Annotated in this window: 7 protein-coding genes; 5 read left to right on the forward strand and 2 right to left on the reverse strand. The window is 55.9% G+C overall.

The annotated features are described in order from the left end of the window. Window positions 1-63 precede the first annotated feature (63 nt). The 3 genes from lon (at window position 64) to hslU (ending at window position 5,340) form a co-directional block, all read left to right on the forward strand. A complete protein-coding gene (gene lon, locus J4D99_RS03930; RefSeq protein ID WP_208130403.1) occupies window positions 64-2,571 on the forward strand; it encodes an endopeptidase La in 2,508 nt (835 codons plus the stop codon). 120 nt (window positions 2,572-2,691) lie between these two features. After that, entirely contained in the window at window positions 2,692-3,723 is a 1,032-nt protein-coding gene (gene porQ, locus J4D99_RS03935) for a type IX secretion system protein PorQ (RefSeq protein ID WP_208130404.1), read from the forward strand. A 186-nt stretch (window positions 3,724-3,909) separates the two neighbouring features. After that, the gene (gene hslU, locus J4D99_RS03940) at window positions 3,910-5,340 is read left to right on the forward strand and encodes an ATP-dependent protease ATPase subunit HslU (RefSeq protein WP_208130405.1); all 1,431 of its coding nucleotides are present in this window, start codon (window positions 3,910-3,912) and stop codon (window positions 5,338-5,340) included. Window positions 5,341-5,406: 66 nt separating this feature from the next. Here the strand turns inward: hslU and J4D99_RS03945 are convergent, their stop codons facing one another. Then, window positions 5,407-6,780 carry a RagB/SusD family nutrient uptake outer membrane protein gene (locus J4D99_RS03945; protein WP_208130406.1) on the reverse strand — a complete coding sequence of 458 codons (1,374 nt, stop codon included), beginning with the start codon at window positions 6,778-6,780 and terminating at the stop codon, window positions 5,407-5,409. 21 nt (window positions 6,781-6,801) lie between these two features. Beyond that, entirely contained in the window at window positions 6,802-10,017 is a 3,216-nt protein-coding gene (locus J4D99_RS03950) for a SusC/RagA family TonB-linked outer membrane protein (protein ID WP_309509599.1), read from the reverse strand. 402 nt (window positions 10,018-10,419) lie between these two features. Here J4D99_RS03950 and J4D99_RS03955 point away from each other — a divergent pair, with 402 nt between their 5' ends. Further along, the gene (locus J4D99_RS03955; protein WP_236018516.1) at window positions 10,420-13,752 is read left to right on the forward strand and encodes a SusC/RagA family TonB-linked outer membrane protein; all 3,333 of its coding nucleotides are present in this window, start codon (window positions 10,420-10,422) and stop codon (window positions 13,750-13,752) included. A 10-nt stretch (window positions 13,753-13,762) separates the two neighbouring features. Further along, window positions 13,763-15,331: a SusD/RagB family nutrient-binding outer membrane lipoprotein gene (locus tag J4D99_RS03960; RefSeq protein WP_208130409.1), complete on the forward strand. Its 1,569-nt coding sequence runs from the start codon at window positions 13,763-13,765 to the stop codon at window positions 15,329-15,331. Window positions 15,332-15,390: the final 59 nt, after the last annotated feature.

The following is a 15,390-nucleotide window of genomic DNA, read 5'->3' on the forward strand; positions in this document are numbered from 1 at the left end:
GGCTGCCACTCTGGCAGCCGGTTGGTTTTCTTCCGCACCGGCCGGCTTCTTTTTGCTTTGCTCATGCCCTTTGATATATCTGGCCCTGGCCGCCTGCTGGCGGCGGGCCCCGATTCGCCTTCCGAAGCCATCGCCATTATGGCCGCTGACCCCGACCACCTGCTGCCCGCCGCCGAGGCGCCCGAAGTGCTGGCCCTGCTGCCAGTGCGCAATACCGTGCTCTTCCCCGGCGTGGTGCTGCCCGTGACGGTGACGCGCAAAAAGAGTATCCGGCTGGTGCGCAAGCTCGCCGCCAAAAATGAGAAGCTGGTGGGCGTGGTGGCCCAGCGCCACCCCGACGCCGACGAGCCCAGCACCGACGACCTGCACCCGGTAGGCACCCTAGCGCGCATTCTCAAGCTTATCGACCAGCCCGACGATACCGTTACCATCATTTTGCAGGGGCAGGTGCGCTTTCACGTAGGCGAGCAGCTCACGTACTCGCCTCAGCTCACGGCCCGGGTTTCGTACTTCAACGAGCGCGCCCTCGATGCCGAGGTAGATGGCGAGCTGGTACTGCTGCAAAGCCTGCGCGAAGCTGCCGGCAAAGTGCTGGAGCTGACGCCCGAAATCCCGATTGAAGCGCGCACCATGCTCGACGGCATTCAGTCGGCGGCCTTCCTCATCCACTTCCTCTCTTCCAATGTGCAACTCGAGCTGCCCGCCAAGCAGCAGCTGTTGGAACTGGCCGACCCCGAGGCACAGGGGCGCCAGCTGCTCGAAGCGCTGTTGCGCCAGATAGAGCTGCTCGAGATTAAAAATGACATTCGCACCAAGGTGCACACCGGCATCGACGCCGAGCAGCGCGAGTATTTCCTGCGCAAGCAGCTCAAGACCCTGCAAGACGAGCTGGGCCAAGGCGAAGGCAGCGCCGAAGGCGATGTAGCCGCTCTGCGCGCCCGCGCCGTGGGCAAGAAGTGGCCCGAAGCAGTGGCTAAGCACTTCGATAAGGAAGTTGCCAAGCTGGGCCGCATCAACCAGATGTCGCCCGACTACCCGGTGACGCTCAACTACGTGGAGTTTTTGCTCGACCTGCCCTGGAACGAAACCACCAAGGACAAGTTTAACCTGAAGACGACCAAGAAAATCCTGGATGCCGACCACTTTGGGCTTGAAAAAGTGAAGGAGCGCATCTTAGAATACCTGGCCGTGCTCAAGCTGAAGCAGGACCTTAAGGCGCCGATTTTGTGCCTCTATGGCCCGCCCGGCGTGGGCAAAACCTCGCTCGGCCGCAGCATTGCCACCGCGCTAGGCCGCAAATATGTGCGCCTGAGCCTAGGCGGCGTGCGCGACGAGGCCGAGATTCGGGGCCACCGCAAAACCTACGTGGGCGCCATGCCCGGCCGCATTATCTCGCAGATAAAGAAGGCCGGCGTGAGCAACCCGGTCATTATTCTCGACGAGATAGATAAGGTGAGCAGCGACTTCCGGGGCGACCCCAGCTCGGCCCTGCTCGAAGTGCTTGACCCCGAGCAGAACTCCACCTTTATCGACAACTACCTGGAGGTGGAATATGACCTGAGCAAGGTGCTCTTCATCGCCACCGCCAACTCGCTCGAAACCATTCAGCCCGCCCTGCGCGACCGCATGGAGATTATCGACCTCACGGGCTATACCCAAGAGGAGAAAGTCCAGATTGCCAAGAAACACCTCTGGCCCAAGCAATTGCGCGAGCATGGCTTGGGTGAGGGCGAGGTTAAAATCAACGATGCCGCGCTGCACCGCGTGGCCGACGACTACACGCGCGAAAGCGGCGTGCGCAGCCTCGAGCGCCAGCTAGCCGCCCTCACTCGCAACCTGGCGCGCCGCAAGGCCAGCAAGGAGACCCTGCCCGCCCAACTCGACCCTAGCGATGTGCAGAAAATCCTGGGGTCACCGCGCTTCGACCGCGACAAAGACCAGGACCACGACACGGCCGGTGTCGTAACGGGCCTGGCCTGGACCAGCGTGGGCGGCGACATCTTGTTCGTAGAGAGCCTATTGAGCCGGGGCCGCGGCAAGCTGACCCTCTCGGGCCAGCTCGGCGACGTGATGAAAGAGTCGGCCATTACGGCCCTCTCCTACCTGCGCTCGCGGGCCGATGAGCTGGGCATCGACTACCGCCTGTTTGAGCAGTACGACCTGCACATTCACTTCCCCGAGGGCGGTATTCCAAAAGATGGGCCTAGCGCGGGCATTGCCATTTTTACGAGTATCGCCTCGGCTTATACCCAGCGCAAAATTCGGCCGCATATGGCCATGACCGGCGAAATCACCCTGCGCGGCCGGGTGCTGCCGGTGGGTGGCATCAAGGAAAAGCTGCTGGCCGCCCGCCGCGCCGGCATCAACCTGATTATCCTCTCGCCCAAAAACCGCAAGGACGTGGAGGAAATCCCGGCCGAGTACCTCAAGGGCGTGCGCATTCACTACGCCGAGCGGGTTGACGATGTGCTGGCCGAGGCGCTGCTGCCCGAGCTGGTGGCCAGGCCCCAGGCCCTGCCCGTGCGCGACGAGGCCCCCGCGCCGGCCGGCCCGAGCGTGGAAGTGCAATAGCGTAGGGGTTGGCAAGCAGAAGCGAGGGTTGGCAAGGGTAAGAATGACTTTTTCGGGTTGCTTACCCCTTGCCAACCCTCGTTTCTGCTTGCCGACCCGCGCACGCGTTACCTTAGAACGATGAAGTACCTCGCCGCCTGCTTACTGCTGTTGCCCCTGGCTGCTCGTGCACAAATTGGCGGACGCGCGGCGTTTCCGTTTTTAGCGCTGCCACCTTCGGCACAAGTGGCAGCGCTGGGCGGCCTCACGGCTTCGGCCCGCAGCAGCGACCCTACACAGTTCTTTGCTAGCCCCGCCCTGCTCAATGCCGACATGGACCACGCGGCGGCCCTCAGCTACGTGAGCTACGTAAGCGACATAAAGCAGAGCACCGCTGCCTACGCCTTCAATACCGAAAAGCGCGGCCGCTTCGGGCTAGGGCTTACTTACCTGAACTACGGCAGCCTGGAAAGCTACGACGCGGCCGGCAACGCGCTTGGCACTTTCTCGGTGAATGAGTATGCCCTAGCGGCGGCCGACTCGTACACCAAGGGGAAGTTTACCGTTGGCCTCACGGCCAAGCTAGCCGTGTCGGGCATTGCCGGCAACCGCGCCGTGGGACTTGCCAGCGATGCCGGTGTGCTCTTCAAGCCGCACGCCGACCAGGACTTCACAGTGGGCCTGGTGGTAAAAAATGCGGGCTACATGTTGAAGCCCTACACGGCCGCTGCCCGCGAGCCTCTACCCCTCGATGTGCAACTGGGTACTACCATAAAGCCCGAGCACATGCCGCTGCGCTTCACCTTCACGGCCCACCACCTGCACCAGTGGAATATTCAATACCTCGACCCCAACGCCCGCGGCACCCTCGACGCCAACAACGTGGAAGTGAAGCCTAGCTTTAACTGGGGCGATAACCTGGCCCGGCACTTCACGGCCGCCGCCGAGCTATTGCTGGGCAAAGGGCTAAGCCTGCGTATGGGCTACAACCACCTGCAAGGCCGCGAGTTGCGCCTCGACAACGTGGGCGGGGGCGCCGGCTTCAGCTTTGGGGCGATGATTAAAATATCGCAGTTTCAGCTCGATTACACGTATGCCACCTTGCAAGCCGCCGGCAGCAGTAATTATTTCACCCTGAGCCGCAGCCTAGGTAGCTTTTTGAAGAAAGAGTAACTAAACTATTGCACCGGAGTGACCTGTTAAAAAAGACCGTCATACTCGTCTGGCATCCGCTTGCCGAAGTCGCCCGCTGGCGCCGCTACAGGCTATACTCCAACGATGCGAGCAGGATGCTCCGACGAGCGGACGCCAGCAGAGCATGACGGTTTCTTTGAAAGGCTATTCTTTCCTTTTACCCACATGCTAGATACCAGCTTCCTCACCCCGGCCCAGATTGTGGCCGAACTCGATAAATACATCATTGGCCAGCACGAGGCCAAGCGCCATGTGGCCATCGCGTTGCGCAACCGCTGGCGCCGCCTGCACGCCCCGGCCGAGATGCAAAAAGAGATTGTTCCCAATAATATCCTGATGATAGGTGCCACCGGCGTGGGCAAAACCGAGATTGCCCGCCGGCTCGCCATCCTGGCCGACGCACCCTTTGTGAAAGTCGAGGCTAGTAAGTTTACCGAAGTCGGCTACGTGGGGCGCGACGTCGAAAGCATGGTGCGCGACCTGGCTGAGCAAGCCGTGAGCCGGCTGCGCCAGCGCCGCCAGGAAGAAGTAAAAGCCCAGGCCGCTCAGGCTGTGGAAGACATCATTCTGGATGCCCTCATTCCGCCCCTTAAGGCCCCGGCCAAAGAGAATGGTACCGGCCGCACCGGGCTGGGCTTCGGCCTTAGCGGCGGCGAGAGCCCGGCAGCCGAGGCCATTCCGGGCTCCGACCAGGAGCTCAACGAGCGCACCCGCGAGCGCTTTCGGCAGAAGATTCGCAACGGCGAGCTTGAAGACCGCCGCATCGAGATAAATGTGGCCCAGGGAGCCCCTAGCGTGGGAATCATGGGGGCGCCAGGTATGATGGATGAGGCCACGATGTCGGGCCTGCAAGACATGCTCGGCAACATGCTGCCCAAGAAGTCGCGCAAGCGTAAGGTATCAGTGGCCGAGGCTCGCAAAATCCTGCTGGATGAGGAAGCCGCCAAGCTCGTCGACATGGACGAAGTGAAGGAGGAAGCCATCCGCCAAGCCGAAAACTCGGGCATCATCTTCATCGATGAAATTGACAAGGTAGCCACCAGCGGCAGCGGCAAAAGCGGTGGCCCCGACGTGAGCCGCCAGGGCGTGCAGCGCGACCTACTGCCCATCGTAGAGGGCTCGGCCGTGAACACCAAGTACGGCATCGTCAACACCGACCATATTCTGTTTATCGCCGCCGGCGCCTTCCACGTCAGCAAGCCCAGCGACCTCATCCCCGAGCTGCAAGGCCGATTCCCCATCCGCGTCGAGCTTCAGAGCCTGACCAAAGATGACTTCTACCGCATCCTCAAAGACCCCAAAAACGCCCTCACCAAGCAGTACCAGGCCCTGCTAGCCGCCGAAGACGTGCAGCTCACCTTCGAGGACGAGGCCCTGCTCAAGCTAGCCGACATTGCCGCCGAGGTCAACAGCGAAGTCGAAAATATCGGCGCCCGCCGCCTGCACACCGTCATGAGCCGCCTGCTCAACGAACTGCTCTTCGACGTGCCCGACCAGCTGCCCGCCGGCTCGGCCCTAGCCATCACGCCCCAGCTCGTAGAGGAGCGCCTGCGCGACATGGTGAAAAACCGTGACCTGAGCCAGTATATCTTGTGAGGCAATCCTGAACATAAAAAAAGCCCCGGCCGAGTTGGCCGGGGCTTTTTTGGTATTACATGAGCTTTAAAAGCCTGTGTTTTGTACCAGTACACCATTCGACAGGTTAACGTCGCGCAGGGGCAGCGGGAAGAGATTACGGAAGGTCTGGTTATAGGCGTTGGCTGTAGTAGTCGAGCCCAAAGCCGACTGCACCGTGTTGGTACGGCGCAGGTCAAACCAGTAGTGGCCTTCGTGCGCCAACTCTAAGCGGCGCTGCAACAAGATGTCGGCGATAAGGTCCGCAGCTGTTATAGCCGTCGTGTTAGCTAGGCCGGCACGCTTGCGGATGATGTTCAACTGCGTGGTAGCTGTAACTAAATCACCGGTTTGAGCAGCTGATTCGGCAATGGTAAGCACTACTTCCGTGTAGCGAATCATGTTGTAATAGTCATCGCGTGTGGTCGTATGCGTATACTTCAACGTAGTGCCAATCGAAGTTGCGTTGATGGGTAGACGCAAGTCGCCGGCTGGATGCGCAGCAATCAGGCTCGGGCTAGGGTCAAACTCATTGCGGCCGCCCGGAGCTAAATACCAGTAGAAAGCATACAGGTTGGTGTCGGTGGCCGAAAAATATAGCTGCCAGATAGCATCGGGAGTAGTAGTCGATGCCAGGGTAGTCATCGTTGCAGCCGGCACTTGCTGAGCGTATTTCAGCGCGTCAGCGTAGTTGCGCATGCGCAGCTCGAAGCGGGCGCGCAGAGCTAAGGCAGCATTTTTCGTGGCCCGGAAGCCCGAGCTGGCCGATAAGGCGGGCAGATTAGCAATTGCAAAATCGAGGTCGGCTCGAATCGCAGCGGCGACATCTGCTTCCGAAGCGCGTGCCAGAGGCTGCGTTTGAGCGCCAATAGCCGTGGTAGGAGTCAGGCGAAGCGGGACGCCCAAGCCTCCTGAATAGCCGTAGCCTTGCGAAGTGCCTCCCCACAGCCCTAGCAGGTTCATATAAGTAATAGCCCGTATCACCCGCGCCTCACCCTGCGTGGTGAGCTTCGAAAAAGCCGGGTCGGTGATTTTGTCGGTTTCTTCCAGCAGGTAGTTGCACCGGTTAACAGTATCGTACATGCTGCTCCAGAGGGTACCTATTTCTACGTTGTCAGCCGAAATCTGATTTTGCGCAATCAGACCGTAAGTAGTATTGTAGGTACCCACCTCGATGATGTTGTTAGACACCATATCTACATCGGAGGGAAAAGATGCTCCGTAGTAGTTTGTGTTCTGCAGGCCATCATAGCAGCCTAGCAGGCCCGCCGCCGCATCTTCTTTAGTGCTATAGCCTTTATCAGAACTGATATTGACTTGAGGCTCTACGTTGAGAGCCTTATCGCAAGCTCCTAATCCCAGGCCCAAGCTCAGTAATAGAGCAGAGCGGGTAGCTAGCTGACGTAAAAAGGAAATTTGCATATAATAAGTAGTTGACAAGAATTAGAAGCCTAGCGAAACGCCACCCGTGATGGTGCGGGCCTGCGGATACGTAAAGAAGTCCGTGCCTAGTGCCGCATTGGCGGTAGTAGCGCCCGAGCCCGAGCTAAAGGTGCTCACTTCGGGGTCCAGACCCGAGTACTTGGTGAAAGTTGCCAGGTTTTGGGCCTGCACGTAGATACGAGCTGTGCGCACGTGTGCACGCGACAACAAGGAAATAGGCAGGGTGTAGCCCAGTGTTACGCTTTTCAAGCGCGCAAACGAGCCATCTTCCAAGAAGCGGTCTGAAGTGCGGCTGTTGTTATTCGGGTCACCGTATACAGCGCGGGGCACGTCAGTATTGGTGTTGCTGGTCGTCCAGCGGTTCAGGGTGCTGGCGTCGCCAGCATATGACGTGCTCATGCCCTGCACATAGCTCTTGGGAGAGTTATAAATCTGGTTCCCGACGTTGTACTGGAAGAAGATGCTCAAGTCGAGACCCATGTAACGGAACGTGTTGGTCATGCCACCGTAGTATTTCGGCTGCGCGCTGCCCATAATTTCCTGGTCGGCAGCAGTGATTACACCGTCGCCATTCAAGTCTTTGAACTTGATATCGCCAGGCTTAGTAGCAGTAGTCTGATAGGTAGCTGACTGGTTGCCGGTCGCCGTTTTAGCCGCTGCATCCAATGCATTGATTTCATCCTGCGTTTGGAAGATATGGTCTACCCGGTAGCCGTAGAAAGCACCCAGAGGCTGGCCGGCAGCGAGGCGGCTGGCAAAACCTTGAGCCAGGCCAGTCGGGCTGGGGTTAGCAATGTCCAGCACCTTGTTGCGGTTGAAGCTGATGTTGAAGTTCGTTTCCCAGTTGAAAGCAGTGCCTTCACCACGTACGTTAATTGACGTTAGGGCAACTTCAAGACCTTTGTTTTCGAGGCTACCTACGTTAGCGCTGTAGCTAGAGAAGCCGGTGTCATACACGATGCTTTGGGGCAGCAGCAAGTCAGTAGTGTGGCGATAGTACAGGTCGACCGAGGCGTAGAGGCGGTTTTGAATAAAGCCTAAATCCATGCCTACATCGGTAGCGCTGGTACGCTCCCACCGCAAGTCGGGGTTAGCTAGCTGCACAAGCGCTAGGCCTCCTTGGTCGAGGTAGTTATAGCCTACCCCAATCAGGCCGCGAGCGCCAAAATTGGATACCGGCTGGTTGCCGGTCTGGCCATAGCTGCCCCGGATTTTAAGCTCACTGATAGCGGTCTGGTCTTTCAGGAAAGGCTCGTCGATTACACGCCAGCCTGCCGAAACAGCAGGAAAGTAGCCTACTCGGTTATTTTGACCGAAGCGCGAAGAGTTATCGCGGCGTACCGAAGCAGACAGCAGGTAGCGGCCTTTAAAAGCATAGTCAGCCTTTACCAACAAACCAAATAAGGTATTAGAGGTCGAAGAAGAGGTAATAGCTGACTTGGTAGCCCCGGCGGCTAGCTCCCGGATAGCATTGCTCGGGAAGCCCGTAACGGTAGCGAAGTTGTCGCTTTCAGCATCGCGCTGGTACTCCGCTACAAAAAGTGCATTCAGTGTATGGTCCGTTCCAAACGCCTTGCTGTAGTTAAGCGAGCTGATGTGGTTGAAGTTCGCATCTTGCAGCGTAGCCTGCGTAGCCGAACCATTTACCGAAGCACCAGCATTAGTGAGCGTTGAGTAAAAGCGGTCATCACGGCCATAAGTAAAGTCAAGGCCGAACGTAGCCCGGTACTTTAAATTCTTAATAAGCTCGAACTCTGTGTACTGGCTACCAATTAGGCGGTTATTAACGCTCTGGATAAACGGCTCGTTAGCGGCGGCTACCGGGTTTTCCAGAGACCCGTATTTCAGGTAAGTACCATCGGGGTTATATACCGGCAGGTCGCTCGCCGTGAGGCGAGCCGTAATTAGCACCCCATAAATGCTGTTATCGTTGTTAATACGGTTGTTTACGCTACGGCTAATGCCAATAGATGTACCCATGCGTACCTTTTCCGATAGCTTATTATCCATGGTATAGCGCACACTACCACGGTTATAGCCTGAGCCAACTAGTGTGCCTTGCTGGTCGAAATAGTTCAACGACAAGCGGTAGCGGCTTTGGTCACTGCCGCCAGAGAATGTCACGCCATAGTTGCTCACTGGAGCATTACGGAGCACTAAGTCACTCCAATTGGTAGTAGGAGCAGTAGAGGGGTCTTGAAACTGGCTTAGCGGGCGTACCGGGCCGTTGTTTACATAATTGTACAGGCCATTACTGCCAACGGTACGCGTGCCCGCTGATGCCCGGAATACATAAGCAGTTGCTTCTGCAAGACTGCGGTAGCCGGCTACTGAGCCATCACCAGCAACACCATAGCGGTTAGCAATTTCGTCGAGGAAAAGCTGCGTTTGCTGAGGACCGGTGAGTGAGGTGGGCCGCTTCCAAGCCGACTGTACACCTCTATAATAATCAAGGTCAATATTGGCTTTGCCGGCCTTACCACGCTTGGTCGTAATCAGTACTACTCCATTGGAAGCGCGCGAACCATAGATAGCAGCAGCAGAGGCATCCTTTAATACCTCAATAGTTGCGATATCGTTAGGATTCAGGTCGTTCAAGCCGTTCGTAGATTGGTTACCTGCACTTAACTGAGAGGTATTACCCGTATTAATCGGCAAGCCATCAACAACATATAGCGGCTCATTACTAGCCGAAATAGAAGCCGCGCCCCGCACACGTACAGATACCCCTGAGCCTGGTGTACCCGAGTTTTGAGATACCTGAACACCAGCAGCCCGGCCTTGCAGCGCCTGGTCGACCCCAACTATCGGTTGGTCTTTATACTGAGACGAATTAACCGTGGCAACTGCACCAGTCAACTCGCGACGCTCTTGCTGCTGGCCATAACCCGTTACTACAACCTCGCTCAATTGCTTATTATCAGATGCTAGCGCTACTTCTACAGTAGTACGATTACCTAATGCTACTTCTTGCGTCACTAGGCCTACTGAGCTGATGGTGAGAGTTCCACCACTTTCCGGTACATTCAGGGAGAACCGGCCGTCAGCATTAGTTGAAATACCGGTCGTCGTGCCTTTCAGCAATACGGTTGCCCCCGGCAGGCCTTCACCGCTTGTTTGGTCAATTACTCGTCCCGATACGGTGCGCGTCTGGGCTAGCACCGCTTGGAGCAAAGTAAGCATGAGCACAAGGCTCATCAATAGTGTTCTTTTCATTTAAAAATTAGGAAGGTAAAAAAGTGCTTAAGGCTACTATTTATTAGCAGTAGCGCTTGTTGAAGCTGCAAGATAATTCACCTCCCTAGACATAATCGTGGCTTATTAATCATTTCTTTATTTTTTTTTCATCTTATCGTAATCTTATCTAAACTTTAATATTTGCTATTTAAAATAAAATTTAACATTAAACATATTCAATGTTAAATTTGCGCCAAGCTGGTTTTTTCGTGTGCCTAATTTTGCATTTCACACAAAGCCACGACCGTTATCATCAAACTCTGGCAACAGGATTTGGTGAAAAAGTAATAACTTGGCAGCGGATTTATCTCATTCCGTTGCATGGGGTGGTCTATTTTCACTTTTCCCAAACCTTATAGTATGAAGCATTTTTCTTTACTAATGGTCTTTCTGCTCAGTTGCTTGTGGCATCAAGCATCCGCACAAGACCGCAATCTCTCGGGCCGTGTGACGGACCGCTCTACTGGCCAAGGCCTACCGGGGGTAACAGTATTGGCAAAGGGCACCACCATTGGTACCTCTACTAACTCTGACGGGGCTTTTGCGCTAAGCGTTCCAGCTTCTGTTACAACGTTGACCTTTAGCTTTATTGGCTATACGACACTAGAACAACCTATTGGCAGCGGCACTAATATCAATGTAGCCCTAGCGACTGATTCCAAGCAGCTCGGTGAGGTAGTCGTAACGGGTGCACTCGGCCTGCAGCGCCAAGAGCGCGAAATAGGCTACGCTACGGCTACCCTTGATAATAAGGAAGTAACCCAAGCCCGCCCGACCAACTTCGTGAGCGGTCTGGCTGGCAAAGTATCGGGTTTGCAGATTCAGACCCTCAACAACGGGGTGAATTCCACCCCCCGCGTAACGCTGCGCGGTACCCGCTCGCTGCTGGGTAACAACGAAGCGCTTATCGTAATCGACGGGGTTATCACTACTAACGAAGTACTAGGTGCCCTCAACCCCGACGACATTGCTTCTACCACTGTGCTGAAGGGTGCTAACGCCGCTGCTCTTTACGGCTCGCAGGCTTCTAACGGTGCACTTATCATCACTACCAAGAAAGGCCAGGCTGGTTCGTCGCAAGTGACGTTCTCGCACACCTCGCAGTTCGAGTCTATTTCGTTCCTGCCCAAGTTCCAGACGGAATTTGGTCCCGGCTCGCCCGACTGGTACACCAACTCGGCTCAGGCCAAGCAAGGAATCTTCTTCGACCCCAGCGGCAACCCGGACAACGACTACAACTACCAGTACCAAGGTTTTGAAAACCAGCAATATGGCCCCCGTTTTGACGGATCGATACAGCCTTTCGGCTACAAGCTACCCGATGGCTCGGTGCAGAAGCTGAGCTACGAGGCACGCCCTAATGAGAAAAAGAACTTTTTCAATACGGGTTACCAAATGCAAAACGGTGTTACATTCTCGGGTGGCGATGAAAAAACCAAGTTTTTCGCTTCGTACCAGAATGTACACAACAACGGCATCGTACCCAAGGATGTGTTCGACCGCAACAGCTTCCGCTTCAATGCTTCGCGCGAGATAGGCCGCCTCACGGTAGGCTTCAACGTGTCGTACATCACCCGCAAGTCCGATGTTACCTCGAACCTCGACCAAAGCTCTTCGGTGTACTGGAACGTGTTCAACACTTCGGTAATGGCGCCGCTCACGTCCTATAAGGATTATGTTAATAATCCTTACGCTACGTCGGACTACGGCTACTACAACGCTTATTACTACAACCCCTATTTCATTATCGACTACAACCGCCTACGCGACAAGCGTAGTACGTTGCAGGGCGATGTCAACGCCTCGTTCCGGGTGCGCGATTGGTTGCGTCTACAATACCGCCTGGGCACGACCTCTACTAATCAGCAGAGCTATACCACGCAGAATAAGTTTACGCTGGCCAGCAATAGCTTGAAGCAGATTTCACCCTATCCCGGCTTCTACCGTGACCTCAGCTCCAACCTCACGCGCATAAACTCTGACTTGTTCCTAAGTGCTGATAAAACTTTCGGCGACTTCAACATCAAGGCTATCCTGGGTAACAACATACAAACACTTCAAAGCGGTTATACCTACACTGCCTCGACGGCCTTGGCTGTGCCCGCTGCTACGGAGCTGATTAACCTCAGCAACCGCATTGGTAACCTCGACGGCGCTAGCCAGCGCTTTCAGACGCGCTTGTACGCCTTCTACGCTGACCTGACGTTAGGCTATAAGGACTTCTTCTTCCTCCACGGCTCGGCCCGTAACGACAACGTTTCGGTGCTGGCAGTTGGCAACAACTCGTTCGTTTATCCCAGTGTAGACGCTTCACTGGTGTTCAGCAATGTAATTCCGGCGCTGCGCGATGCTTCGTTCTTAGACTATGGCAAGATTCGCGGTGGTATCGCGAAGGTGAGCCAGATTAACCTTCCCAGTGCAACCGGCATCGGCGTAGTTGAAACGGGAGGAGCTTACTCGTTGGCTTCAACCTATAGCAATGGCGGAGGTTTCCCCTTTGGCTCAGTACCCTCGTTCACGGCCAATGGCGGCCTAGTACAGCAGAACCTAGTGCCCGAAGAAACCCGTTCGACGGAAGCAGGTATCGAACTAAGCTTCCTGAAGCGGGCAGTGGGCATCAGCGCAACCTATTACAACCAGCGCTCTACTAACCAGACCATCCCAACTACTATCCCCTACTCGACCGGCTTCCAGACCCTGCTGCTCAATGCTGGGGAGGTGAAAAATACGGGCTACGAAGTAGACTTGAATCTGACTCCTATCCGTGCGCAGAATGGCCTGACCGTTACGGTGGGCGCCAACTTCAACTACAACAACAACGAGGTAGTTTCGCTGCCCGCTGCTTCGGGTGGCATTCTGACCTTAGGCGGCTCGGGTAGCACCGATGCAACCTCGCTGGTTGCCGTGCCCGGCATGTCCTACCCCCAAATTCAGGGTACCTTCTACCAGCGCGTGAATGACCCGACCAGCCCGGCCAATGGCATGATTAAGATGACGAAGGTGACCGACCCCAACGACCCTACCCTCGTGCGCTATGTGCCGCTGAAAGACCCCGGCCTGAAGCTGTTTGGCAACACGCAGCCGAAGTATAAGTATGGCTTCAACACCAATATCTCCTTTAAGGGCATCACGCTGTCGGCCCAGGCCGAATTGCGCACCGGCTACGTAGTGTACAATGCCATCGGCTCTGACCTCGACTTTACGGGTGGTGGTGTCCGCAGCGCCCAGTATGGCCGCGCCGACTTCCCCTACCCTAACTCGGCTATTCCGGTAACTGATGCCAGCGGCAATGTAACCGGCTACACTCCCAATGCTGGCGCTGACCCAGTGCTCACCAACGGCCACATCAGCAGCTATACCCCCCGCACCGGCGGCGTGCTCACGCCCGGCGGCTCGGAGTTCTGGGCTAACACTACTACCTGGAACCGAGGTATTACGGAGAACTACGTGACTTCGGGAACCTTCTTCAAAATCCGTCAGGTTCAGCTATCGTACGCTATCCCGACTGCGCTTGCTTCGAAAGTTGGTTTGATTAAAGGTGCTTCTATCGAAGTGTTCGGGCGCAATATCTTCACCTGGGTGCCGAAAGAGAATATCTACACCGACCCCGAGTTTAGCGGTACCTCCGCTGGCAGCAACGCTATTGGCATCAACACCTTCCTGCAAACGCCGCCCACCAAGTTCTACGGTGCTAGCCTCAACGTAACGCTCTAATCTTAGCTATATGAATACATTTTCTAAAGTATTATTGGCGGCAACGCTTACTACGGCGGCAAGCAGCTGTAAGTCGTTTCTTGACGTCAATACCAACCCGAACTCTGCTACAGCCGTAACCCCGGCGCAGCTACTGGCCAACGCCGAAACGGTGACGGCGGCCAACTACACTTCGTATAATGCCTACGGCAGCTTCGCTGCTGGCTACTGGGGTAAGTCGAACGCGGTGAGCGGCTACAACGAAGAGCGTACCTACAACTACTCAAGCACTTATTACCAGGGCTTGTGGAGCAATACCTTCGACAACATTGAGGACTACCGCCTGATTCGCACCAATGCGATGGCTAGCTCTTACCCGAACCATGTAGCCATCGCCCGCATCATGGAAGCCTATAACTTCCTGCTGCTGGTAGATGAGTATGGTGATATCCCGTACACGACTGCCGTGCAGGGCCTGGGCAACACCCAGCCTACCTTCGACAAGCAGCAGGATATCTATAAAGACCTGGTTGTGCAGCTGAAGGGAGCCGTCACTGATATTAATGCCGCTACATCGGCCGCCATGCCGAGCACGGAGGATGTAATATTCAGGGGGAACATGAACAAGTGGAAGGCGTTTGCCAACAGCTTGCGTTTACGTATCCTGCTGCGCGAGTCTTCTACCAACGATGCTACGCTAAACGCTTATGTGAAGACGGAAATGGCGCTGTTGAACTCGCCCGACGGAGGTTTTATCACCACCGACGTGCTGGTGCAGCCCGGCTACGCTGCGAATAGCGGTCAGCAGAATCCGTTCTACAACACGTACGGCTTTGCAGTGGGTACTACTAATACCACGTCGACTTACAAGTTCACGCTGCCCACGAAGTATTTCATCAACCTGAACCAGAATCTGAGCGACCCGCGTGTTACGCAACAGTATATGGCTAACAAAAGCGGCGCTTATGTTGGCACTAACTTAGGTGAGAAGTCGCCGCCCTCCCCTGTCCTCTCAGCCACTTCAGGCTCGACGCTGCTGGTTGGCGGAGATTTTTTGCGGGGTGCTAACCAGCCTACTCCGCTCATGCTACTGGCCGAGCACCTATTTTCGAAGTCCGAAGCTGAGTACCGCGGCCTGCTGTCGGGCGATGCCCAGGCCGACTATACAGACGGCATCCGTGCCTCCTTCCAAACTACCTACCGCACTTCTACTACTTCGAGCAGTGCCGCTCCCGTGGCTCCGACTCCGCAGTCGGAGGCTTACCTGGCAGCTAACGTAGGAAATGGCCTCGTAGACTGGGCAGCCACCACGACCCCGCAGACCGATGCCTATGGCAACATTACGTCGGGTACACGCACGGTGAGCACGCTGGAGAAAATTATTACGCAGAAGTGGATAGCAGAAGCAGTATGGGGCTCGATTGAAGCGTGGGATGACTTCCGGCGCACCGGCTTCCCCATCATTCCGATTTCGCTTGAGGCATCCAGCGGCAAGTTCCCGTCTCGTTTGTTCTATCCACAGAGCGAGTTGAACACCAATGCCGCTAATGTTCCAACCGGCGTTACGCAATACACCAAGATATTCTGGGCGCAGCAGTAGGCGCTTTATATCACTCCACAAAAAAGGCTGTCCAATTGGACAGCCTTTTTTGTGGGCGG

Origin of the sequence: Hymenobacter sp. BT559 (assembly GCF_017571525.1) — a bacterium.
GTDB lineage: Bacteria > Bacteroidota > Bacteroidia > Cytophagales > Hymenobacteraceae > Hymenobacter > Hymenobacter ginsengisoli.

Excerpts from the sequence above, each read along its gene's own strand:
- hslU (WP_208130405.1), top strand. The coding sequence starts at position 3,910 with ATGCTAGATACCAGCTTCCTCACCCCGGCCCAGATTGTGGCCGAACTC.
- J4D99_RS03945 (WP_208130406.1), bottom strand. The coding sequence starts at position 6,780 with ATGCAAATTTCCTTTTTACGTCAGCTAGCTACCCGCTCTGCTCTATTA.
- porQ (WP_208130404.1), top strand. The coding sequence starts at position 2,692 with ATGAAGTACCTCGCCGCCTGCTTACTGCTGTTGCCCCTGGCTGCTCGT.
- J4D99_RS03960 (WP_208130409.1), top strand. The coding sequence starts at position 13,763 with ATGAATACATTTTCTAAAGTATTATTGGCGGCAACGCTTACTACGGCG.
- J4D99_RS03955 (WP_236018516.1), top strand. The coding sequence starts at position 10,420 with ATGGTCTTTCTGCTCAGTTGCTTGTGGCATCAAGCATCCGCACAAGAC.
- J4D99_RS03950 (WP_309509599.1), bottom strand. The coding sequence starts at position 10,017 with ATGAAAAGAACACTATTGATGAGCCTTGTGCTCATGCTTACTTTGCTC.
- lon (WP_208130403.1), top strand. The coding sequence starts at position 64 with ATGCCCTTTGATATATCTGGCCCTGGCCGCCTGCTGGCGGCGGGCCCC.